This is a genomic window from Nesterenkonia alba DSM 19423 (genome assembly GCF_000421745.1).
Taxonomy (GTDB): Bacteria; Actinomycetota; Actinomycetes; order Actinomycetales; family Micrococcaceae; genus Nesterenkonia; species Nesterenkonia alba.
This window is the reverse complement of the sequence record NZ_ATXP01000013.1, coordinates 1-21,246: the sequence shown is the minus strand read 5'-3', so window position 1 is coordinate 21,246 and position 21,246 is coordinate 1. Positions and strand designations below refer to the sequence as shown.

23 protein-coding genes are annotated in these 21,246 nt (G+C 64.0%); 6 read left to right on the top strand and 17 right to left on the bottom strand.

All coding sequences use genetic code 11. From position 1 onward, the window contains the following. Positions 1-6: 6 nt before the first annotated feature. The 5 genes from araA to H578_RS14610 all read right to left on the bottom strand — a co-directional run bounded on the left by araA (position 7) and on the right by H578_RS14610 (position 5,556). A complete protein-coding gene (gene araA, locus H578_RS0109735) occupies positions 7-1,524 on the bottom strand; it encodes an L-arabinose isomerase (protein ID WP_022873495.1) in 1,518 nt (505 codons plus the stop codon). After that, complete coding sequence (locus H578_RS0109730) at positions 1,521-2,243, bottom strand: L-ribulose-5-phosphate 4-epimerase (protein WP_022873494.1); 723 nt, start codon at positions 2,241-2,243, stop codon at positions 1,521-1,523. The genes araA and H578_RS0109730 overlap by 4 nt, the downstream gene beginning before the upstream one ends. Beyond that, entirely contained in the window at positions 2,240-3,976 is a 1,737-nt protein-coding gene (araB, locus tag H578_RS14615) for a ribulokinase (RefSeq protein ID WP_022873493.1), read from the bottom strand. The genes H578_RS0109730 and araB overlap by 4 nt, the downstream gene beginning before the upstream one ends. 205 nt (positions 3,977-4,181) lie before the next feature. Further along, complete coding sequence (locus H578_RS0109720; RefSeq protein WP_022873492.1) at positions 4,182-4,754, bottom strand: DUF3817 domain-containing protein; 573 nt, start codon at positions 4,752-4,754, stop codon at positions 4,182-4,184. Beyond that, the gene (locus H578_RS14610) at positions 4,747-5,556 is read right to left on the bottom strand and encodes an SURF1 family protein (RefSeq protein ID WP_022873491.1); all 810 of its coding nucleotides are present in this window, start codon (positions 5,554-5,556) and stop codon (positions 4,747-4,749) included. The genes H578_RS0109720 and H578_RS14610 overlap by 8 nt, the downstream gene beginning before the upstream one ends. A 105-nt stretch (positions 5,557-5,661) precedes the next feature. Here H578_RS14610 and H578_RS0109710 point away from each other — a divergent pair, with 105 nt between their 5' ends. After that, on the top strand, positions 5,662-6,303 hold the full coding sequence (locus H578_RS0109710; protein ID WP_022873490.1) for a VOC family protein: 642 nt from the start codon (positions 5,662-5,664) through the stop codon (positions 6,301-6,303). Between the two features lie 113 nt (positions 6,304-6,416). On the opposite strand, the gene H578_RS0109705 is transcribed toward H578_RS0109710, so the two are convergent. The 9 genes from H578_RS0109705 to ffh all read right to left on the bottom strand — a co-directional run bounded on the left by H578_RS0109705 (position 6,417) and on the right by ffh (position 13,169). Next, positions 6,417-7,097 (bottom strand): ribonuclease HII, encoded by a 681-nt coding sequence (locus tag H578_RS0109705; RefSeq protein ID WP_022873489.1) that lies wholly within the window; start codon positions 7,095-7,097, stop codon positions 6,417-6,419. After that, positions 7,094-7,801, bottom strand: coding sequence for a signal peptidase I (gene lepB / locus H578_RS0109700; RefSeq protein ID WP_028464141.1), 708 nt, complete (start codon positions 7,799-7,801; stop codon positions 7,094-7,096). Before lepB (H578_RS0109700) ends, H578_RS0109705 begins: the two co-directional genes overlap by 4 nt. Next, on the bottom strand, positions 7,802-8,539 hold the full coding sequence (gene lepB / locus H578_RS14605; protein WP_245554967.1) for a signal peptidase I: 738 nt from the start codon (positions 8,537-8,539) through the stop codon (positions 7,802-7,804). A gap of 32 nt (positions 8,540-8,571) precedes the next feature. After that, on the bottom strand, positions 8,572-8,967 hold the full coding sequence (gene rplS, locus H578_RS0109690) for a 50S ribosomal protein L19 (RefSeq protein WP_022873488.1): 396 nt from the start codon (positions 8,965-8,967) through the stop codon (positions 8,572-8,574). Between the two features lie 192 nt (positions 8,968-9,159). Next, positions 9,160-10,035 carry a tRNA (guanosine(37)-N1)-methyltransferase TrmD gene (gene trmD / locus H578_RS14600; protein WP_022873487.1) on the bottom strand — a complete coding sequence of 292 codons (876 nt, stop codon included), beginning with the start codon at positions 10,033-10,035 and terminating at the stop codon, positions 9,160-9,162. Positions 10,036-10,112: 77 nt separating this feature from the next. Beyond that, positions 10,113-10,694 carry a ribosome maturation factor RimM gene (rimM, locus tag H578_RS14595; RefSeq protein ID WP_022873486.1) on the bottom strand — a complete coding sequence of 194 codons (582 nt, stop codon included), beginning with the start codon at positions 10,692-10,694 and terminating at the stop codon, positions 10,113-10,115. 12 nt (positions 10,695-10,706) lie between these two features. After that, positions 10,707-10,961, bottom strand: coding sequence for an RNA-binding protein (locus tag H578_RS0109675; RefSeq protein ID WP_022873485.1), 255 nt, complete (start codon positions 10,959-10,961; stop codon positions 10,707-10,709). A 5-nt stretch (positions 10,962-10,966) separates the two neighbouring features. Then, on the bottom strand, positions 10,967-11,410 hold the full coding sequence (gene rpsP, locus H578_RS0109670; protein ID WP_028464139.1) for a 30S ribosomal protein S16: 444 nt from the start codon (positions 11,408-11,410) through the stop codon (positions 10,967-10,969). Between the two features lie 157 nt (positions 11,411-11,567). Continuing rightward, entirely contained in the window at positions 11,568-13,169 is a 1,602-nt protein-coding gene (gene ffh / locus H578_RS0109665; RefSeq protein ID WP_022873483.1) for a signal recognition particle protein, read from the bottom strand. A 110-nt stretch (positions 13,170-13,279) separates the two neighbouring features. Here ffh and H578_RS0109660 point away from each other — a divergent pair, with 110 nt between their 5' ends. From H578_RS0109660 to H578_RS14590, 4 genes are all read left to right on the top strand, one after another. Beyond that, a complete protein-coding gene (locus H578_RS0109660; protein WP_156837292.1) occupies positions 13,280-13,768 on the top strand; it encodes a hypothetical protein in 489 nt (162 codons plus the stop codon). 29 nt (positions 13,769-13,797) lie between these two features. Continuing rightward, the gene (locus H578_RS0109655) at positions 13,798-14,433 is read left to right on the top strand and encodes a hypothetical protein (RefSeq protein WP_156837291.1); all 636 of its coding nucleotides are present in this window, start codon (positions 13,798-13,800) and stop codon (positions 14,431-14,433) included. Positions 14,434-14,625: 192 nt separating this feature from the next. After that, the gene (gene ftsY / locus H578_RS0109650; protein WP_022873480.1) at positions 14,626-15,810 is read left to right on the top strand and encodes a signal recognition particle-docking protein FtsY; all 1,185 of its coding nucleotides are present in this window, start codon (positions 14,626-14,628) and stop codon (positions 15,808-15,810) included. A 162-nt stretch (positions 15,811-15,972) separates the two neighbouring features. Further along, positions 15,973-17,235 (top strand): ammonium transporter, encoded by a 1,263-nt coding sequence (locus tag H578_RS14590; protein WP_022873479.1) that lies wholly within the window; start codon positions 15,973-15,975, stop codon positions 17,233-17,235. 242 nt (positions 17,236-17,477) lie between these two features. On the opposite strand, the gene H578_RS0109640 is transcribed toward H578_RS14590, so the two are convergent. Both H578_RS0109640 and H578_RS14585 read right to left on the bottom strand, forming a co-directional pair. After that, positions 17,478-18,467, bottom strand: coding sequence for a hypothetical protein (locus H578_RS0109640; protein WP_022873478.1), 990 nt, complete (start codon positions 18,465-18,467; stop codon positions 17,478-17,480). 103 nt (positions 18,468-18,570) lie between these two features. Continuing rightward, positions 18,571-19,812 (bottom strand): MFS transporter, encoded by a 1,242-nt coding sequence (locus tag H578_RS14585; RefSeq protein ID WP_022873477.1) that lies wholly within the window; start codon positions 19,810-19,812, stop codon positions 18,571-18,573. A gap of 120 nt (positions 19,813-19,932) precedes the next feature. Here H578_RS14585 and H578_RS0109630 point away from each other — a divergent pair, with 120 nt between their 5' ends. Beyond that, entirely contained in the window at positions 19,933-20,934 is a 1,002-nt protein-coding gene (locus H578_RS0109630; protein ID WP_022873476.1) for an ATP-grasp domain-containing protein, read from the top strand. Here the strand turns inward: H578_RS0109630 and H578_RS0109625 are convergent. After that, positions 20,927-21,246, bottom strand: a 320-nt coding sequence (locus H578_RS0109625) for an integrase core domain-containing protein (RefSeq protein WP_028464138.1), incomplete at its 5' end; no start/stop codon positions are given. The genes H578_RS0109630 and H578_RS0109625 overlap by 8 nt on opposite strands.

The window sequence follows — 21,246 nt, the reverse complement described above, 5'->3', positions numbered from 1 at the left end:
CCGGGTTTATAGCCCCTGCGCCAGGCGGAAGTAGGCGGCGTTCCAGCGCAGTTGCTGAGCAAAACCGCGCGTCGTAGTCGCCTCATCGATAGTGGCCAACTCGATTCCGGAGATATCGGCCAGATCCTCGAAGACCTCCAGCCCGGCCGCAGTACTGAGCACAGTGTGGTGGGCTGCACCGGCGGTCAGCCAGCACTCGGCACTGGTGGCGAAGTCCGGACGAGGCTCCCACACCGCACGGGCGACCGGTAGGTTCGGCAGCGGCTCATCGGGCTTCACAATGTCCACCACATTGGCGGTGAGCCGGAATCGCTCCCGCATATCCGACATCGCTACCACCACGCCTTCACCGGGGTCGGTGTCGAACACCAGCCGCACCGGGTCCTCACGGTCCCCAATTCCCAGCGGGTGAACCTCGAGGCGGGGTTTCGACGTCGTCAGGCTCGGACAAATCTCCAGCATGTGCGCCCCGAGAATCTTCTCCTTGCCCGGAGTCATCTCATAGGTGTAGTCCTCCATCAGCGAGGCCCCACCCGGCAACCCGTAACCGGCGACCTTCGCCGCACGTACTAGCAATGCGGTCTTCCAGTCGCCCTCAGCGCCAAAACCATACCCCTCGGCCATCAAGCGCTGCACGGCCAGCCCCGGCAGTTGACGGAGCCCACCGAGGTCTTCGAAGTTAGTGGTGAAGGCAGTGAACCCACCCTCTTGAAGGAAGCTGCGCATTCCGGCTTCCTGACGTGCGGCGTATACCAGTGAGTCCCGCCGGCTCCCCCCGGCGCGCAGTTCCTCAGCGACGTCGTAGACGTCGTCGTACTCATCAAGCAGCGCCTGAACCTCACCCTCACCGATGGATTCGACCCGCTCGACCAGGTCATTGACCGCCCAGGTGTTGACACTAGTGCCGAGTCGGATCTCCGCCTCCGTCTTATCCCCTTCGGTGACCGCGACGTTGCGCATATTGTCCCCGAACCGGCACAGCCGCAGAGTCGTCAACGCATCCCAGGCGGCCGCAGCCCGCACCCAGGTGCCCACCTTGGCCTGGACCCGCTCATCAGAGGCGTGACCCACCACGGTTTTGCGTCGGGTCCCGGTGCGCGAAGCGATGTAGGCAAACTCACGGTCCCCGTGGGCGGCCTGGTTGAGGTTCATGAAGTCCATGTCGATCTCAGACCACGGCAGGGCCATATTCGCCTGAGTGTGCAGGTGCAGCATGGGCTTAGCCAACGCCTCCAGCCCGGCGATCCACATCTTGGCCGGGGAGAAGGTGTGCATCCACACCACCACGCCCAGGCACTGGGGGTCCGCATTGGCCTCCAGTGCGGCCCGGCGGATGGCCTCGCGCTCTTTGAGCACCGGCTTCCACTCCACGGTGGCGGGCACGACGTCGGCAGCATCCAGGGTCGCGGCGACCTTCTGGGACTGCTCAGCCACCTGGGCGAGAGTTTCCTCCCCGTAGAGGTCCTGACTTCCGGTGAGGAACCAGACACTCTTACCTGCGTAGGGGTCAGCTGCTGCGTTCATTTCCCGCCTTTCTGGCCGTAGACGTTCTGGTAGCGCTCGTACAGGGAGTCGATGAGGTGCTGTTCGATGCGCTCCGGCTCCCCGTAGGCGCGGGCGAAGTGGATGGTCCGAGCCACCTCTTCGCACATCACTGCGGCTTTCACCGCGGCTTTGGCGTCCTTGCCGATGGTGAAGGGACCGTGCCGGTCCATCAGCACCGCTTTGGAGCGGGACTCCCGCAGGGTCTCCACAATGCCGCGGCCGATGGAGTCATCCCCGATGAGCGCGAAAGGCCCCACCGGGATATCGCCGCCAAACTCATCGGCCATCATGGTCAGCACACATGGGATGGGTTCACCCCGGGCTGCCCACGCGGTGGCGTAGGTGGAGTGGGTGTGGACCACTCCCCCGACCTCGGCCATGTGGCGGTAGACGTAGGCGTGGGCTGCAGTGTCCGAGGACGGCTGCAGGTGAGCGGGGGTGCCGTCGTCGATCTTTTCCCCGTCCAGGGTGCACACCACCATGACCTCGGGGGAGAGTTCGTCGTAGGAGACCCCGGAGGGTTTGATGACGAACAACTCCGGGGCACCCTCATGAGCGGGTACGCGTTCGGAGACGTTGCCGGCGGTCCAGACGACCAGTTCATTGCGGGGCAGCTCGGCGTGGAGGTCGCAGACCCGTTGGCGAGTCTCGGCCACCGCCTGCTGGACGGTCTGGGGCAGTTCGCTGAGCACGGTCATCCGTTCACCGCCTCCTGCTCCGTCTGGTCACTGGTGAGCTGATCTGCACTGTGTGGCGCACTGTCGGCCTGGGTGACGGCGTCGCGGCGGATGGCCTTCAACCGGCGCATCACGTCATTCTCTCCGCGCCCAAAATAGTCGTGGAGCTTGGTGTATTCACCGAATAACGCACTGTAGGCCTCGGCCCGCTGCGGGTCGGGGACGTATGCGGCACGGGTCCGGCCACCCATGACCGCCCCGGCGCTACGAACATCCTCATAGGCCCCGGCAGCGACTGCGGCATGAATGGCAGAGCCCAGCGCCGGTCCCTGGGATGAGGTGATCGTGGAGATCTCCAGTCCGGTGATATCAGCGTAGGTCTGCATGAGGAAACGGTTCTTCAGCAGCCCCCCGGCAACCACCAATTCCCGCACCGGCACCCCTGAGGTATTGAAAGCTTCGATGATGGTCCGGGTGCCGAAGGCCGTGGATTCCAGCAGCGCCCGGTAGCCGTCCTCTGGTGTGGTCGCCAAGGTCTGACCCAGGATCAACCCGGAGAGTTCGTGATCCACCAGCACGGAACGGTTACCGGAGTGCCAGTCCAGGGCGATGAGCCCGTGGGCGCCGACCGGCTGATCTTGAGACTTCTCGGTGAGTAGCTCGTGCAGGCTGATACCGCGAGCTTCGGCCTCGGCGGCGTAGTCACCGGGCACCTGATTTCTGACGTACCAAGCGAAGATGTCCCCAACTCCGGACTGTCCGGCTTCGTAGCCGTAGGCACCTTCGGTGATCCCCCCGTCGACGACCCCGCACATGCCGGGAACCTCGGCAAGGGTCTCACCGTTCATCACGTGGCAGGTGGAGGTGCCCATGATTGCGACCATCTGACCGGGTTCGACGGCGTCGGCCGCGGGTGCCGTGACGTGGGCATCCACGTTGCCGACGGCGACGGCGATCCCTTCTGGCAGTCCAGTCCACTCGGCAGCCTGTTTGGTGAGTGTGCCAGCCTGAGACCCGAGCTGACCGATGGTGTGGTCAAGTTTCTCGCGCACGAAACCGGCGAATTCCGGGTTCAGTGCGGTGAGGAAATCCTCGTCCGGGTACTTGCCGTCCTGGTAGATACCCTTGTATCCGGCGGTGCAGGCGTTGCGGACGTATTCACCGGTCAGCTGCCAGATAATCCAGTCAGCGGCTTCGACCCAGTGGTCCATCGCCTCGTAGAGCTCAGGGTCTTCTTCCAGCAGTTGCAGTCCTTTGGCGAACTCCCATTCGGACGAGATGAACCCGCCATACCGGCCAATCCAGGGCTCGTTGCGCGAGTGGGCCAACTCATTGATCCGGTCGGCCTGCCCCTGGGCTGCGTGGTGTTTCCAGAGTTTGACGTAGGCGTGCGGCCGGTCGGCGTACTGTTCCAGTTCGTTCAGGGGGGTGCCGTCGGAGGTGGTGGGCACCATGGTGCAGGCGGTGAAGTCGGTGCCAATGCCGATGACCTGCTCAGGGGAAACACCGGCGTCGCGCACTGCTGCGGGGACCGCGTTCTTCAGCACGTTGACGTAATCGGCAGGTACCTGCAAAGCCCATTCGGGAGGCAGTGGTTGGTTCTGGTGTGCGGTGAGCCGGGAGTCCATGACCCCGTGGTCGTATTCGTGGACCGCGGTTCCCAGCTCTGCTCCGTCGGAGACCCGCACCACGAGGGCTCGCCCCGAGAGGGTTCCGAAGTCCACTCCGATCACTACGGCGTCGTCAGCGGCCATGGATCACCGAACTCCTTCAACGTTGGAATGCGCTCTGATGTACGGGTCACATTCTCACACACCAATGTGACTCACATCGCGTGCAATGTCACCGCGCACACTCCAGCCTACCTGTCCCGACGGGTGGAGCGGAGTCTCAGTGGCTCTTGGGTCCGCGATCTGGACACCCAGCCCTCAACCCGCAGGCTGGGCCCGGGCAGAACACTCAGTAACGGCGGGCGGCGTCGGGGTGCGCGGCGATCTCAGCGCGGGCCTCACGGGTGATCTTCCGCTCCATAATGAAAGACAGGAACGGCACCAAACCGCCGGCGACGATGAGGAGCATCCGGCTAATCGGCCAGCTCATCATGTACCACAGCCGTGCACCCACAATCAGGTAGATCACATAGACCCAGCCGTGGACGATCGCGATGAGCGAGCTGACCGCCTGACCTTCCACCACTGCACCCTGGGGGTGCACACCGAAGCTGTGCTCTTCACCATCGAGGGTCCCACCCACGTAGAGTTCCAGGCCGAACCCGTAATCAGCGACCATCTTCACCACCAGCAGAAGCAGGAAGATCCCGGTGATGAAAGCCAGCACCCGGTAGAGGTTCAGCGCACTGTTGAGTTGGGCCACCGTCCCACCGAAGCGGCGCTTGTTCTTCCCCGGCCGCGGCGGAGCGGGCGGAATCTTCGCCTCAAGCTCTTCGCGAGAAAGCTCAGTCTGGTCAGCCTGCTCACCTGCCGACTGCCCCTGGTCCGCGGCGGTCTCTGTCTCAGTCCGGTTCTCAGTCATGGTTCTCCTTCGCGGCCAGTTTGGCCAACTGTTCAGCGCGCCACTGCTCTTCCCACTCGCGGTCTAAGCGTTCCTCTTCCAGCTTCTTCTGGTGCGCATCCTTGACCAGCCGGTACCAGATGTAGAACGCGAACCCGGCGAAGACCACCCATTCCACGGCGTAGAACAGGTTCAGCCAGTTGATCTCCGAGCCCTCGGGCTGCGGATCCACCCAGATCCCTTCCAGGGCGGAGTCGGCATCCCGGGCTTCGCCAGAGAAGTCGACAATGAACCCGGAGTACGAGTCCCGATCCCATAAGTTGATGAGCTCAGCCACCGAGAGGGTCGGCAGCACACCAGTGGGCAGCTCCCGTGGCCCAGGCCCAGGGGCTTCAGTAGGCAGCAACCGGCCCTGTAGCTGCAACTGGCCGGTGGGGGGTGCATCAATATCCTCAACTGACTCGACCCAACCACGCACCACCGGGATCACTTCGCCGTCGGGGGCTCCATCCACCGCGAAAGCCGCTACGGCCCAGTACCCGTCTTCACCGTCTTGCAACCGTGAGTCGATGGCGACCTGGGTGTTCTCCACAAACTCCCCACTGAAGTCGACAATGCGGTCGGCCTCGTAGATGGTCATGTGCCGCTGGGGCTCATAGGTTTCGGTGAGCTCCACTGGGGTCTCGGTCTCACCCTGGATGGGATTACCTTCCGAGCGGGAGACACTGAACTGCCAGGCGGAGAGCACCACAAAAACAGTGGCCAAAAGCAACGCCAGCAGCAGCATGGCGATCCACTTAGGCTCTCGGGCGGTTGCAAGCACTGCACCAGGATACGCCGCCAACCCACCGGAGTTCTACGCGACGTAGAATTCCGCTTTCCGGTTCTCAATTTCGGCTGCGGGCTGCACGGTGTCAGGATAGGCACCATGCGGCTGGACCATGTCTCTTATGCAGTCGGCCCGGACGGAATGGACGTCACGGTCGAACAGATCACCAGCGCGCTCGGTGTGGAGCGCGTCAAAGGTGGTATTCACCCGCGCTTCGGCACGGCCAATGCGATCATCCCCCTGGCGAATCGGCAGTACCTGGAGATCGTTGAAGTGCTCGATCACCCCAGCGCGGACAAGGCCCCCTTCGGTCAGGCGGTACGCAACCGTTCCCAGATTGGCGGAGGGTGGATGGGCTGGTGCGTCTGCGTGGACGACCTCTCCCCCTTCGAGCAGCGGCTGGGCCGACGCTCAGTACCCGGAAACCGGAAGTTCCCCGACGGCCAGGAGCTGAGCTGGCAGCAGATTGGCATCAAAGGGCTCATCGCCGACCCGCAGGTCCCCTACCTGCTGCGCTGGGACGAAGGCACCGAGCACTTACACCCCTCCCGGGCCTATGAACCAGAAGCCCGGCTGGTTAAGCTCTCCATCGCCGGTTCCCCGCAGCGGGTGGCCGACTGGCTGGGCTCCCAGGACGCCGACCCCTTCGAAGACGTCGAGGTCGACTGGGTGGCCCCCTCCGGCACTCCCGGGATTATGAGCATCACCTTCGCCACCCCCAGGGGAGAAGTCACCATCTGAACCACCCCTGATATGGCCGAGGGCGACGTCGTCGTTCTCTTCACGACCCCATCTCTTCACGACCCCGTCTCTTCACGACCCCGTAACGCTCAGCCTGCCTCGCTGAACGCTGTTCACAACCCCGGGAGCGTCTGCACCCCGAGGTTCCAGGACTGCCTGTGGTGGTGGGTCGGCCCGTGGGTGAGGATCGCCTCCCGGTGCGCGGCCGAACCGTAGCCCTTGTTCGATTCCCACCCGAAGTGCGGGTACTGGCGGGCCAACTGGACCATCAGCTCATCGCGTTCGACCTTGGCCAGCACACTGGCACAGGCCACAGTCAGCCACCGCATATCCGCCTTCGTCTCCGTGCGCACCCGAGGATCGGTGGCCGAGGTGAGCCAGTCGTGACTACCGTCCAGGATGACCGCATCCACCGCTCGACCCAGGTGCGATTCCACTTGTTCCAGTCCGGCACGTCCGGCCTCCCCCATGGCACGGGTCAGCCCCTTGGCGTCGATGTGCTCCGGCTCCCGGTGGGTGACCGCATAGGCGGCGGCATGCTCGCAAATAGCCGGTTGCCAGAACCTGCGTGCCTGGGGCGTGAGAAGCTTCGAGTCACAGACCCCGTCCAGGGCCGGCCAGACACCGGCGGTGAGCACCTCATCCTCGAGTTGGTCCAGATCGATCACGACGACGCCGATACTCACCGGGCCAGCCAATGCTCCACGCCCGACTTCGTCCACTCCGGCGATGAGCCGCACCCCCGTCTCAGCGGCCAGGCGCAACTCCGGTGCCAGGGTTGCCGGGGACTTCACCGGGCGGACTCCGCCTCAGGGACAGCCTCAAAAGGGTCCCGTTCGGAGCCGCCACCGCTGATGCGGTCCAGCGGCCACACCACCGCCAGATTCCGGCCGATGACATCATCCAACGGAACGGCGCCGGCGTCGGGCTCATCAACGTGTGCCCGGGAGTCAGCGGATGCGCTGCGGTGGTCGCCAAGCAGCCACACGTGCTCAGCCGGGATCTCGACCTCAAATTCGTACTCGCTCGGAGAGTCCCCGGGGAACAGGTACGGCTCCTCAATCGGCTGGCCGTTGACCTCGATGCGGCCATCGTCGTCACAGCAGACCACGGTGTCCCCCTCCAGGGCCACCACGCGTTTGACCACAAAGTGGCTTGAGGTGTCCGGGGCTAGGCCGATGAACATCAGCGCTTCCTGCACCGGACCGGGGTCGGGGGTGCTGCCAGAACCCCACCAGTTGCGGGTGTCTTCGAAGACCACCACATCGCCGCGGTGGATGTCCATCACCTGCGGGGCGAGCAGGTTCACCACAATGCGGTCATCGACCTGCAGGGTGGGTTCCATTGACTCTGAGGGGATGTAGAACGCTCGCAGGAAGAACGTCTTGACGATGAAGGAGATCACCAGCGCCAATCCGATGATGGTGCCGGCCTCAATGAACAGGGAGACCGCCGGATGGCGTTTCCGTTTGTCCTGCTGCGGGCTCTCGTCGCTCACTTAACGGCCCTCCTCGATGCTTCGCCGCTCTGCTGGCGGCCAGACCACCTCGAAGGCGCGGCCGATGATACGGTCCTCGCTGATCATACCGCCGCCTGGTGCGCCTAATAGTGCGCGAGAGTCCACGGAGTGGGCCCGGTTGTCTCCCATGACCCAGATCCGCCCCGGCGGCACCTCCGCCTCGAAGCTCAGCTCTGAGGCCGCCTCCTGGGGTTCGGCAAGGTAAGGCTCCTCAAGCGGTTCCCCGTTGACGCTCAGCCGCCCAGCCTCATCACAACACACCACGGTGTCACCGCCGGTGCCGATGACACGTTTGACGAATACCTGTGGTGGCGAACCTGCCCCGAACCAGTGGCCGATCTGATCGCCGAGCCGTTCCACCAGGCCCACCTCCCCTCGGTAGGGAGTGAAGGAACCTTCTCCATCGAAGACGACGACGTCGCCCACCTGGGGCCCCTCCTGGCCCGGGTAGCGTTTGGCCACCGCAATGCGTTCGCCGTCGCTGAGGGTCGGCTCCATGGAGTGCTCGGAGACGGTGTAGACATCAACGGCGAAGACCCGCACCCCGATCACCACCACCAGGGCGAGGGTGAACACTGCGCCGACCCAGAGGCCCCACTGCTTCAGGCGGGGCAGACTGAAACGCTGCCGAATCCCCTGGCCGCGACCCAACCGCCGGAGACGACGAGACCCCCCAGGCTCCGAGACGGGCTCGGCCTGGGGGGTCTCCTCAGTCACAGTGTGCTGGCTTAGGCGCAGTGATGCGCGATTTAGGCCTCGGTGGCTTCCTCGACGGCCTCGCCCTGCTGGCGGGCGATCGCGGACTCGCGCTTCTCCCGGATGCGGGCTGCCTTACCGTGGCGGTCACGCATGTAGTACAGCTTGGCGCGGCGCACGTCACCGCGGGCGACCACCTCGATCTTCTCGATGACCGGGGAGTGCACCGGGAAGGTCCGCTCCACTCCGACGCCGAAGCTCACCTTACGCACGGTGAAGGTCTCACCGAGGCCGGAGCCCTGGCGGCCGAGCACGTAGCCCTTGAAGACCTGCACACGGGTGGTTTTGCCTTCGACAATGGTGACGTGCACGTTGACAGTGTCACCGGGGCCGAACTCCGGGATGTCGTCGCGCAGGCTGGCCTGGTCGATGAAATCGAGCTTCTGCATGGTTTCTCCTTGGGACGGGCTGCCACAGGTCAACTCGCCCGATGTCAGGGACCCGGGCCGCGGGCAAGGCTGCCGTGCGGCGCTGGTCTGAGGCTTGGGGTTCGGAGCCCGGGATGCCGGGCTGCGATTCCTGGCTGTTGGCACCGTCTCCCCCATGGCAGATTCGGCGCCCAGCAGGCACAGCGCTTAAGTCTACTTGGCGTCGTCGTGATCTGCCACCCCGGTGCCGGGGCGTTGGGCCCAGAGGTCCGGGCGAACGCGCCGGGTACGCTCTTCAGCCTGGGCGCGGCGCCAGGCGGCAATCCTGCCGTGGTCCCCGGAGAGCAGCACCTCGGGAATGCGGTGGCCACGCCAATCAGCCGGTTTGGTGTAGACGGGGTATTCCAGCAGACCGTCACTGTGAGATTCTTCGGTCAGGGACTCGGCATTGCCGATCACCCCTGGGATCAGCCGGGTGATGGCTTCGACCATCACCACCACGGCGGCTTCTCCCCCATTGAGCACATAGTCACCGATGCTGAGCCGGCGCACGCGGAAACGCTGCTCCGCCCACTCGGTGACCCGCTCGTCGATCCCCTCGAATCGGCCGGGGGCGAAGACCAGGTGCTCGCAGGTGGAGAGCTCCTCGGCGGTGCGCTGAGTGAAGACCTCACCTGAGGGTGTGGGGATCACCAGGGTGGGTGCTGCGGCCCCGGGGTGGGAGGCTGCGGTCCCGGGGGGAGAGACCCAGCTGGACCCGGGCAGAGAGGCTGCGGTCCTTGAGGGAGAGACCCAGCTGGTCCCGGGCTCGGATGCTGCGCCCCTGGGCAGGGAGGCCGCGGCCCCGGGCTGGTCCGGCCCATCGCTGAGGACCTGCTCCAGAGCTTGGGCCCAGGGTTCGGGTTTCATCACCATGCCGGCTCCCCCACCGGCCGGAGGCGAGTCAACAGTGCGGTGCTTGTCCTCGGTGTAGTCACGCAGGTTGTGCCGATGGATCCGCAACAGACCCTCGGCCTGGGCCCGGCCAATGAGCGAAAGGTCCAGGACATCGAAGAACTCCGGGAAGATGGAGATCACGTCAATCCGCATCCTGGCTCGCCCCTTTCAGTTCTGCATCACCGTATGAACACTGCATAGGGTTATAACGGTATGCAGGATTCATAACGTTATGCAGGAGGAAAGAGTCCGGCGGGCGGGTCGAGCCGGATGATCCCCGCCTCAGGGTTCACCTTAGGCACCAGTGCTTCAACAAACGGCACCATGACCTCATCGCCGGCGGGGGTCCGAACCACCAGCAGGTCCTGGGCCTCACCGGTCAGCAGTCCGACGACGACGCCGAGCTCCTCACCCGCTGTGGACTCACCAGGGGTGCCCACACAGCGCAGCCCCTCCAGCTGGTGGGAATACCAGCCCTCCTCGTCCGGAGATTCGGTGACGTAGAGCACTGAGCCGCGCAGCGCCTCGGCGGCGTCGCGGTCGGTGACCTCCTCGAAGCGGAGCAGGCAGATGTGCTTATTCCACCGTTGGGAAGCGACCGTGAGCGTCGTCGTGCTCCGATCCGTGGTCTCCCGGCCGGGTTCACGGATGAGCTGCACTCCGGCAGCAAGCCGGGTCTCCGGGTCGTCGGTGAACAACTGTACGGTGACTTCACCGCGCACCCCATGGGGTTTACCAATACGCGCGGCCCGCAGGCGCTCCCCCTGGTCGGAGGGCTCCTGCGGGCCGGTGCGGTATTCGGTCTGGGCCATGACCCGGTGAGGTCAGCGGCGGCGGTCGGTGTCGACGACGTCGACCCGCACGTCTTCTCCGCCGGGCAATGCGGCGACGACGGCACGCAGCGCCTTAGCGGTGCGTCCGGCGCGGCCGATCACCCGGCCGAGGTCTTCGGGGTTGACCCGGACCTGGACGGTGTCATAGCGACGACCGCTGCGGCGCCGGACGTCGACGTCGTCAGGTGAGTCGACGATGCCGCGTACCAGGTGCTCCACTGCGTCGGTGATGACTGCCTGGGACATGGCGACTATGCCTTCTCCTCGGCGGACTCCTCAGCCGGGGTCTCCTCAGCGGGAGCTTCCTCGGCCTGCTCCGCTTCAGCGGGCTTGTCCTCGGCTTTGTCCTCGGTCTTCTCCACGATGACCGATTTCTTGTCCGGGGCGACGAACTCTTCGGCAGGTGCCTTGGTCTTCAGGGTGCCCTCGGCGCCGTCGATCCCCTTGAACTTCTGCCAGTCGCCGGTGATCTTCAGCAGAGCCAGCACCTGCTCGGAGGGCTGGGCCCCGACGCTGAGCCAGTACTGCGCCCGCTCGGAGTTGATGTCGATGAGCGAGGGCTCCTCGGTGGGGTGGTACTTGCCGATCTCCTCGATCGCCTTACCGTCACGCTTAGTGCGCGAGTCGGCGACGATGACGCGGTAGTGCGGGCTGCGGATCTTACCGAACCGCTTCAGACGAATCTTGACTGCCACTTGTGTGGTTACTCCTGTATCTGAGTCTTGGCGCGGCCGATCACCTGCGCTGTGTGGGGATGCTGCTCCAGCCGGTGTGACCGCTGTGAACATTGGTCAGCTTCGCGAGGGTAGAGGGTGCTCGCGCTTCTGAGCAAAGTACCAGCCTATTGTGCCATTACTTGAGGTATTTCTCGAACCCGCGGGGCAGTGAGAGGTCTTCTGGAGAGATCTCTTCCTGCTGGGCACCAAAGCTCGAGCCGTCCATCCGCTTGGCAGCGGCCTCCTGACGGCGCAGCTCGGCTTCCCGAGCCTCCTGGGCTGCTTTAGCGGGGTTTCCGGACTTGGCCTTCTTCTTTCCCTTACCTTTGGCCTGTTTGCGCTTGGACTTCCCGCCGGCACCGGCACCGGGCATGCCCCCCATACCGGGCATGGCGGGCATCCCACCGGGGGCTCCCCCACCGGCGGCCATCTTCTTCATCATCTTGGCCGCCTGGGCGAAGCGCTCCAGCAACTGGTTGACCTCGGAGACGTGGACTCCGGAACCCTTGGCGATGCGAGCCCGCCGGGAGCCGTTGATGATTTTAGGGGCGTTGCGCTCATGGGGGGTCATCGAGTTGATGATCGCCTCAATGCGGTCGATCTGTTTGTCGTCGAACTGCTCCAGCTGCTGGCGCATCCCCGCGGCTCCGGGCATCATGCCCAGCAGTTTCTTCATCGAGCCCATCTTCTTCAGCTGCTGCATCTGGGCGCGGAAGTCCTCGAGGGTGAAGTCCTCCTGGTCGGCGAACTTCTTGGCCATCTTCTCGGCCTCGGCCTTATCCCAGGTGGCTTCGGCCTGTTCAATCAGGCTGAGGATGTCCCCCATGTCCAGGATGCGCCGGGCCATGCGGTCCGGGTGGAAGACCTCGAAGTCCTTCAGCCCCTCACCGGTGGAGGCGTACATCACCGGTTTGCCCGTCACCTGCGCCACAGACAGTGCCGCACCACCGCGGGCGTCACCGTCGAGCTTAGTCAGCACCACCCCAGTGAAATCGACCCCTTCGTTGAAGGCTTGGGCGGTGTTGACGGCGTCCTGACCGATCATCGCGTCGATGACGAACAGGGTTTCGTGGGCGCCGGTGGCCGCTTTGATGTCAGCAGCCTGCTTCATCAGCTCCGAGTCCACACCAAGCCGGCCGGCGGTGTCGATAATGACGACGTCGTGCAGCTTGTCTTTGGCGTGGGCAACACCTTGCTGTGCCACCGCCACTGGATCCCCAGTGGGGACCTCGGCCTCGGAGCTGATCCCGGGGTGGGGGGCGAAGACCTGCACCCCGGCACGTTCACCGCCAACCTGCAGCTGTTTGACCGCATTGGGCCGCTGGAGGTCACAGGCCACCAGCAGGGGTGCGTGTCCCTGGTTCTTCAGATGGTGGGCGAGCTTGCCGGCCAAGGTGGTCTTCCCGGCACCTTGCAGACCGGCAAGCATGATGACGGTGGGGGGCTGCTTGGCGAAGGCCAGTTCACGGGTCTGCCCGCCGAGGATGCCCACGAGTTCCTCGTTGACAATCTTGACGACCTGCTGGCCGGGGTTGAGCGCCTGGGAGACTTCCTGTCCCATGGCGCGTTCTTTGACCCGGCGGATGAACTCGCGCACCACGGGGACGGCGACGTCGGCATCCAGCAGGGCGCGGCGAATCTCCCGGGCGGTACCGTCGATATCCGCCTCGGTGAGCTTCCCCTTACCGCGCAGGTTTTTGAAGGTCGCGGTGAGCCGGTCGGAGAGGGAGTTGAACACGTCGGGGTGTCTTCCTTCAGGTCTGGGTTATGTCGGCGGCGCCCAGCGGGCTGAATGTCAGCTTGAAACACGTGCTGAGCGGCATTGGTCCAAAGCTCTACAGTAGCAATGTGGACCAAAAGAGCACTGATGCCGGCGTCGTGCAGTCAGCCTTGGCTGCCCACCTGGAGCTCATGCGCGCGGTGGAAGACGGGCACCGCCGCGCCGCTGCGGGAATCAAACAGCACCCGCAGATCCGCCGCGCCCCGCAGGATGCCATCGCCATCGCAGCAGCCCATACGGCCCGGTGCGCCGGGTACGCTCAGCGCGCCAGCTTCGTGGACGAACTGCTGAAGTTCCCCGCCGCGGGACTGCGCGCCCTGACCGGATACGACATGAACACCCTGCAGGTTCCCACCCACATCGGCACCGCTGCGGTGCCGGAAGAACTGCGGCCGGTTCGGACCACGATCTCCCTGCCGAAACCACCGCGCCCGACGCCGGCACCGGCAGCGAGTGCCCCACCCGCACCTGATAGCGAACACACCACTGGACCAGCACCTGCCGAGCCCCCGCGCCGCCGCAGTTTTTTGGACATTCTGTACGGACGCCGAGCCTGAGTGCCACAGCAGATAGGATCATGACCGTCATGACATCTGAGAGCAGCCAGCCAGACGAACCCCAGGCCCAGCCCGCGGAGGCGGACCTCACCGCGCCTGATGGCGGCGAGCCGGAGTCTGCAGAGCCCAGCACCATCGCAGCTGGAGACCCTGACTCCCCAGCGGTGAGCCCGGATCTTGGGGAGAATGCCCACCAGGTGGTGCAGGCACTGCTGGGCCAGCAGAAGGATCTGGTCGTGGAGCTGCGCAGTGTCTATGACCGGTTGGACGAAGTCCGCGCCGTGGAGATCAAGCAGCTCGAGACCAGAGTCGATGAGGCGCTCTCGGAGATGACTGAGGTCCCTCAGCGCCTTGAGACGCTACAACAGCGACTCGAAACGCTCGAAGCAGCTGTCCGCGAACAGGAGCAGCTCGCCGAGCAGCAGCAGCGGGAACACTCCGAGGCCGTCTCCGGGCAGCTGGCGGAGCGGGATGCTCGCATCGGCGCGCTCGTGGCCCGGATCGATCAGCTCGAGGACAAACTCGGCCAAGTGGCTGAGGCGACCGATTCCGCCCACACCAAACTCGACATTATCGCCGAGGAGACGAACTCTTCGGTGCTGCGGACCATCCCGTCTAAGGCACGCAACACGTTCTCCAAAGTCTCCAAACGCTTCAAGCGCTAGAAGAAGTTCTCTGTTCAGGGGCGAAACCTCTCCGCTCCCCCCTCCTCCTTTGTCTCGCCTTGACCCGGCGAGCTCATAAGCGTAGCTCGCCGCCTCAAGGCTCGCCCACAAGGGATCCTCCGGGGCGGAGCTCCGAGGTTTCACCTCAGCCTCTCGAGGTTCTGCCCCGTTGCATATGGGAGACTGAATCGCGTGGAAACTTCAGTTCTCATCACGTTCATTGTCCTCGCCGCCGGTCTGATCTCTCTGCTCGGGTTCTTCCTGGTCAAGGGCAGCTGGCTGACCCGCCGATCCCGTGAGCTGTACGAACAGACCCGGGATGCCGATGACCTCCCCCCGGGTGCCGGTGGAGACGACGACGGCGGTGACACACTCGTTGCCGAACGTCCCGAAACCGACGAGGACACTGAGGCGGCTGAAGCCCCCGCCGAACCGACGGTGGAGACCCCGGAACCGGTGGCCGGGCGGCTGGAGCGCCTGCGTGCCCGGCTGGTGAAGTCCAACAATGTCTTCGGCAAATCCCTGCTGGCCTTGCTGAGCTCCGATGAGATCAGCGAGGACGTCTGGGAAGAGATCGAGGAGACCCTCCTCAGCGCGGATCTGGGCACGGATGCGACGATGCAACTGGTGGACACACTGCGCGAGCGGGTCAAGGTAGAAGGCTCTAAGGACCCGGAACGGGTCCGCGCCATGCTGCGCGAGGAACTCATCGCGCTGATCGACCCGGAGTTCGACCGTAGCCTGCAGGTAACCGCGGAGGGTCGCCCCGCGGTGGTGATGGTGGTCGGGGTCAATGGCACCGGCAAGACCACTACGGTCGGCAAGCTGGCCCGGGTGATGGTCGCTGAGGATAAGGATGTGGTTCTTGGAGCGGCGGATACTTTCCGTGCTGCCGCGGCCGAGCAGCTGACCACATGGGGAGCCCGCGTGGGGGTGCCCACCGTCTCATCCGATGTGGAAGGCGCCGATCCGGCGTCGGTGGCTTTTGAAGCGGTGAGCAAGGCTGCGGAGTTAGAAGCCGACGTCGTGATGGTGGATACCGCTGGTCGGCTGCAGAATAAGGCGAACCTCATGGATGAGCTGGGCAAAGTCAAGCGAGTCATCCAGAAGAAGTCCGACGTCGACGAGGTGCTGTTGGTACTTGATGCCACCACCGGCCAGAACGGGTTGAATCAGGCGAAGGTCTTCTCCGAGGTGGTCGATGTCACCGGGATTGTGCTGACCAAGTTGGATGGCACGGCCAAGGGCGGCATCGTGGTGGCGATTCAGAAGCAGCTCGGTGTGCCCGTGAAGCTCATCGGACTCGGTGAAGGCCCTGATGATTTGGCGCCCTTCGAGACTGAACAGTTTGTTGACGCGCTCCTGGAAGAGGCCTAGGGCCGTATTTTCCCGCCACATCCTGGTGTGATGTGAGCAGTTGTGGAAACTCTTTACACACCTGAAACATGCCAGCCCCTCCCTTGAAACACGCTTGGAGGAACATGGACTCCAGCTCGCACCGATGAGAGCCATCGGTGGGCACGTTTCCTGGAGGGACGCATGGAACTTATGGATTATGTCGAGCCGCTATGGCTCGTCGTGGCCACAGCGCTCGTGCTGTTCATGACCCCTGGTCTGGCCCTGTTTTACGGGGGTCTGACGCAGGCTAAGTCAGTGGTCAACATGATGCTGATGAGCTTTGCCGCCATCGGTCTGGTGGCCATCACGTGGGCCTTCTGGGCCGACGGTATCTCGTTCGGTGAGAGTGCTGCTGGCGGCCTGTTCGGCGTGCCGGGCGGCTTCGCACTGTACGACATCTTTGATGAGGACCCGGCCGCTCTGGTGGAGGTCGGCTTCGGTGCGACCTTCGCTATCATCACCACGGCTCTGATCTCCGGTGCCATCGCCGACCGTGCAAAGTTCTCCGCTTGGATGATCTTTGTGCCGATCTGGCTGACCTTGGTCTACGCTCCCCTGGCCCACTGGGTGTGGGGCGATGGCGGACTGCTTGTTGAGGGCGGTCTGATCGGTGACGCCGTGGGTGAAGCTGTTGACTTTGCCGGCGGTCTGGTGGTCCACATGTGCGCTGGTTTGGCCGCTTTGGCTCTGGCGCTGGTGATCGGCCCGCGCCGCGGCTTCGAGAACATCAACCGCGCCACCCCGCACTCCCTGCCGCTGGTGCTGCTGGGTGCCTCCATCCTGTGGTTCGGCTGGTTCGGCTTCAACGTTGGTGAGGCTTCCTTCCCGGAGGAGTCCGCGCTCAACGTGGTCAACACCATGCTGGCTCCGGCTGCCGCTCTGGTTGCCTGGCTGCTCACCGAGTGGGCTCGCGGCCAGAAGCCTTCGGCTGTGGGCGCCGCCTCCGGGATTGTTGCCGGTCTGGTGGCTATTACCCCGGCTGTGGCGTTTGTGACCCCGCTGGGTGCCATCATCCTTGGTGCCATCGCTGGTGTGATCTGCTGCTTCGCGGTGGACTTCAAGTGGGGCAAGTACGACGACACGCTCGACGTCGTCGGCCTGCACTTCGTCGCCGGGCTGTGGGGCACTATCGCGATCGGCCTGTTCGGCCGGGCTTCGCTGATCGACGACGGCCGTGGCGGTCTGTTCTTCGGTCACGGGTTCGAGCTGCTGTGGGCTCAGATTGTGGCCTGCGTGGTCACCTTGGTGTTCACCTTCGTGGCGACCTACATCATCGGTCTCATCATCCACAAGACCATCGGCTTCCGTGTGGAACCCGAGGTTGAGGACGCTGGGATCGACGTCGTCGCCCACGGTGGTCCGGCATACGCCACCGCTGAGGAGAAGGCTGAAGCCACTAGCTAATCTCATCATCACCCACACGATGGGGCCGGCCCGGAGCACAACTCTGGACCGGCCCCATCGCTGTGTCCTGCCTAGTTCTCCAGCCGGGAACGCCTGCTCGCTGCAGGAGTGGGCGTGTAGGTTAGGTACTTGTCCGTGGCGATGAACACTGCAAAGCGTCGCCCATCGTCTTGAGGTGAGCCCTATGGGTAGACCGTTTGCCGACTACATCTGCATACATGCACGCGCGTCCAGGACGGCGACTAAGCAGCCAAACTCACCTTTGAGACGGGAGCCACGGCTGGGAACATCGCATCTAGCACTGCTCCTGCCGCATTCCTAGCTTCACCCTCCCACGGGAAGTGGTGCATCGAGATCATAGGAGCCTTATTGACCTCTAGAACCGTAAGCGGCCCGTCCCCCTTGCTTCTCGGTAGGAGGACGTCAAAGCCAGCGACTCGGAGGCCCGGGATGGAACGACTCATGGCCTCAATCTGTGCTTTCTCCTCTGGGGTAACCGCATCCGTTGCGTCGATCGCGTCCCCGCCTGTGTGCAGGTTGGATGTGACACGGAGGTAGACCCGCTGTCCCTCCTTGGGAACGCTGTCGACGTGGAGGCCGGCTCGTGCGAGGGTCTGCTGTTCATCAGGCCCGAGGCTGAGGGGTTTATGGATCCGACCTCGGTCCTTGTTCTTCTTCGAGACGAGTTCAGCAACTGAGCTTCTACCGTCCCCTTCCACGCTCGCGGGGCGGCGTTCGGTCACGGCGATGAGCTTGTGTTCGACTAAAAGACAGCGGTGCTCTGTTCCTGAGCAGAACTTTTCGACGAGCACATCACCGTGGCGTTCGGCCAACGCGTCGAAGATACGGAAGAACTCTTCTTCCTCCCTGACTCCCACATGAACATCATTTCCCTGACGACCGTCACGGGGCTTGAGCACCACAGGCAGAAGCTCGTCCGCCCAGGCCCATGCTCGAGCAGTCTCTCCAGGTCGGAAAACAGCGTTCTCTGGAGCGTTGTGGCCCGCGTTCCGCAGGAGTCGACTTGCGACGTCCTTCTGGTTCGCGGTAAGGATCGCCAGCCGAGTATTCAGCGTGTTGGCGCCCCCGCTCCAGCGGTAGGACTTGGCCCCGTGCGAAAGGAGAAGTCCTCGCCTGGTGGGGTGCTTCTCCACTGTGACGCCACGTTCCAAGGCTTCGGCCACCACCACGGTGTTCGTCCAACTGGTTGGTGCGATGCCGATAGAACGCATCACCTCTGAAGCATGACCCAGGTCCAATGTTCTTCTCCTCACGACAGCGAGATCCACCTCGCTACGAGCTCGAACTGCTGCTCAGCCTAATCCTGGTTGGAGGCTACGCCGTGGAGACACTCCTGATCCGTTCCTTGCCTGTCAGTGTCTCAGGGGCGAGTGCCCAGGCGCCTGCAGCGAGAATTAGAATGAGGCCGGTGAGGCCGAACGCCCACTGATAGCCAAGCTGGTCCACGAGCAGCCCTGCAAGGAGGGGGCCGACGATGGCGCCGAAGTCCTGGACCATCTGGAAAGTGGAGATGACGGTGCCGCCGTTGCGCCCCTCCCCCACAATGTCGCCGAGGGCGGCCTGCTGGGCGGGGACGATGAGCCCGGTCCCGGCGCCGCCGATGAGGCTGAGCACCAGCAGCATCCAGGGCTGGTGCGAGAAGCCGAGGGCGCCGGTGGCTGCGCCGGCGATGAGCAGCCCAAGGATGATGGGCGGGCGGCGGCCCCATTCGTCGGAGCGTTTGGCGAGGGTCAGCACGATGGCCACATTGCCGGCGGCGAAGCAGGCCAGGGCCACGCCGGCGAGCTGGGCGGAGTCGATGAGCCAGCTGGTTCCCACAAAGGCGGAGGCTGCGAAGAGCGGGACCACCGAGTTCCGCAGCCCGAAGGTAGCCCACCCGTTGGCGAACCCGGAGGCGAGGGCGGCACGGTAGCTGCCATGGCCCCAGGCCTCCTTCACGGAAGCCCTCTCCCGCTCGTCCTTGGTCTTCCGGTCCTCCAGCCGGGACTTCCGCAGCATGAAGAAGACCACCCCGGCTGCGACGACGAGGGCCCCGCCGTAGACGAGGAAGGGCACCCGCTGCCCGAAGACCAGCAGCATCGCTCCCAGGATCGGCCCGGCGATGTTGCCGATGAGGAACGCGGAGGCGTAGGCGCCCATGACGCGTCCGCGAATGTTCGGCGGGGACTTCCGTGCCAGGAAGGTCATGGCGGCCACGGTGAAGAACGTGGATCCGATGCCGCCCACCGCGCGGAAGGCCAGGAGCATCTCGTAGGTGGGCGCGTAGGCGGTGGCGATCATGGAGGCGGCCACGATGAGCAGACCGATGACGTAGACCGGGGTCTCCCCCAGCATGTGGGTGAGCTTACCGGAGGCTGGGGCGAACATCAGCCGGAACAGCCCGAACGCTGAGACCACCGCGGAGACGGCCATGGCGGAAACGCCGAAGTCGGAGGCGTACTGGGGAAGGATGGGTGAGACGATCCCGAACCCGATGGCGATGATGAACGCCGAAACGATCATCACCTTTAGCTCTGAGGGGATGGGCGTCCAGGCTTTGCGTCGATCGGCAGTCACAGAACATGTTTAACACCCGGTGAGAGTTCCGTGTTCCCGCATAGCTTACGAAAGCAGCATCAGCTCATATCCAGCTGAAGATGGGGTAAGGGTCAGCATGAGGGAGAAGACTCCCGCTCTGTGAAAGACCCACATCCTCCAGCAACCTGGCCTCAGCACTTCTCCCCGGAGGTGGTCCGCCACAGCTACGGTGGCGGACGCCTCTCAAGCTTCTGCCTGGCCCTTGAAGGGTGGCGACGAGGCCTTTCCGTTACCTTCCACGACTACGATCTGCGCCAATTCACGCTGGCATCTGCAGAGCGAAGCATCCGCTTCAACGATTCCCGGCCCTCCACCTGGACCAAACCCAAGGATTACAGGAGACTCATCCGGAAGTGGGAGACCAAACGCCTCCTTGAAGAAGCGGGCCTGCCCATCCCGAAAGGGCGGATTCTGAACGCAAAAGAGACCAGCCTAGAGAGTCTCAACTCGCTGGCAGACACGCTCGGATACCCCTTGGTGCTCAAACCCAACGAGGGAACGATGGGCCGGGGGGTGCTCAGCGGTATTTCTTCTTGGGAAGAGCTGACCGCAGGATGGTGTCATCTGGTCGAAGACCTGCACGCTGAGGAGATTGTCATGGAACAGCACGTGCAGGGAGATGACTACAGAATCCTAGTTGTCGGTGAAAAGGTGCTGGCCGCCTGCAGACGAGTTCCTGCACATGTCGTGGGTGACGGGCAGAGCACCGTCCAACAGCTCATCGACCAGAAGAATGCCTACCGCAGGGAGAACCCGTTCCTGTCCAAAGGGCTCATCCGGGTTGACTATGAGGTGAGGCAGGAATTGGAAGAGCAGAGCATTCAGCTCACCAGCACTCCGGAAGCAGGTGAGCACGTCGTCCTGCGCCGGGTGGCCAATGCTTCCGCAGGCGGTGATGTGGTGGATGTGACCGCAGAGCTCCCGGAGCCCATCCGCCGAGCTGCCATTGACGCTGTTGCGGCCTGCCCCAATATCCACGTCGCCGGAGTCGATGTGCTCTATGACAGGAAGTCGACAGCCTCACCTGAGAATTTCAACATTATTGAGATGAATTCGCGCCCCCATGGAATGCCCCCGGTGTTAGGTCCAGTTCTTATGTGAGCTGCGGGGGTTGATCTTCTCTTGTGTGGCGGCAGGCTGCGGCGTAGGCCGCTGGGGGTTGGTAGCCCAGTGAGGAGTGCCGCCGGTGGTGATTGTAGTCATACTTCCAGTCGCTGATCACGACCCTCGCGTGGAGCAGGGAGTAGAAGCTGTTGATGTTCAAGCACTCATCCCGGATCCTGCTGTTGAAGGACTCCACATAGCCGTTACGCCATGGTGCCCCCGGCGGGATGTAGTGCAGTCCGACCTTCTGCCCGGCCCAGTCGGCGAGGGCCTGGCTGATCAGCTCCGGACCGTTGTCACAGCGGATCA

Bases quoted from the DNA above. Each gene is read 5' to 3' on its own strand.
- rplS (WP_022873488.1), bottom strand. From the start codon at position 8,967: ATGCAGAAGCTCGATTTCATCGACCAGGCCAGCCTGCGCGACGACATC.
- H578_RS0109655 (WP_156837291.1), top strand. From the start codon at position 13,798: ATGACATCTGAGAGCAGCCAGCCAGACGAACCCCAGGCCCAGCCCGCG.
- H578_RS0109640 (WP_022873478.1), bottom strand. From the start codon at position 18,467: ATGCGTTCTATCGGCATCGCACCAACCAGTTGGACGAACACCGTGGTG.
- araB (WP_022873493.1), bottom strand. From the start codon at position 3,976: ATGGCCGCTGACGACGCCGTAGTGATCGGAGTGGACTTCGGAACCCTC.
- H578_RS14590 (WP_022873479.1), top strand. From the start codon at position 15,973: ATGGAACTTATGGATTATGTCGAGCCGCTATGGCTCGTCGTGGCCACA.
- H578_RS0109720 (WP_022873492.1), bottom strand. From the start codon at position 4,754: ATGACTGAGAACCGGACTGAGACAGAGACCGCCGCGGACCAGGGGCAG.
- H578_RS0109730 (WP_022873494.1), bottom strand. From the start codon at position 2,243: ATGACCGTGCTCAGCGAACTGCCCCAGACCGTCCAGCAGGCGGTGGCC.
- trmD (WP_022873487.1), bottom strand. From the start codon at position 10,035: ATGCGGATTGACGTGATCTCCATCTTCCCGGAGTTCTTCGATGTCCTG.
- araA (WP_022873495.1), bottom strand. From the start codon at position 1,524: ATGAACGCAGCAGCTGACCCCTACGCAGGTAAGAGTGTCTGGTTCCTC.
- rimM (WP_022873486.1), bottom strand. From the start codon at position 10,694: ATGGCCCAGACCGAATACCGCACCGGCCCGCAGGAGCCCTCCGACCAG.
- H578_RS0109675 (WP_022873485.1), bottom strand. From the start codon at position 10,961: ATGTCCCAGGCAGTCATCACCGACGCAGTGGAGCACCTGGTACGCGGC.
- H578_RS0109710 (WP_022873490.1), top strand. From the start codon at position 5,662: ATGCGGCTGGACCATGTCTCTTATGCAGTCGGCCCGGACGGAATGGAC.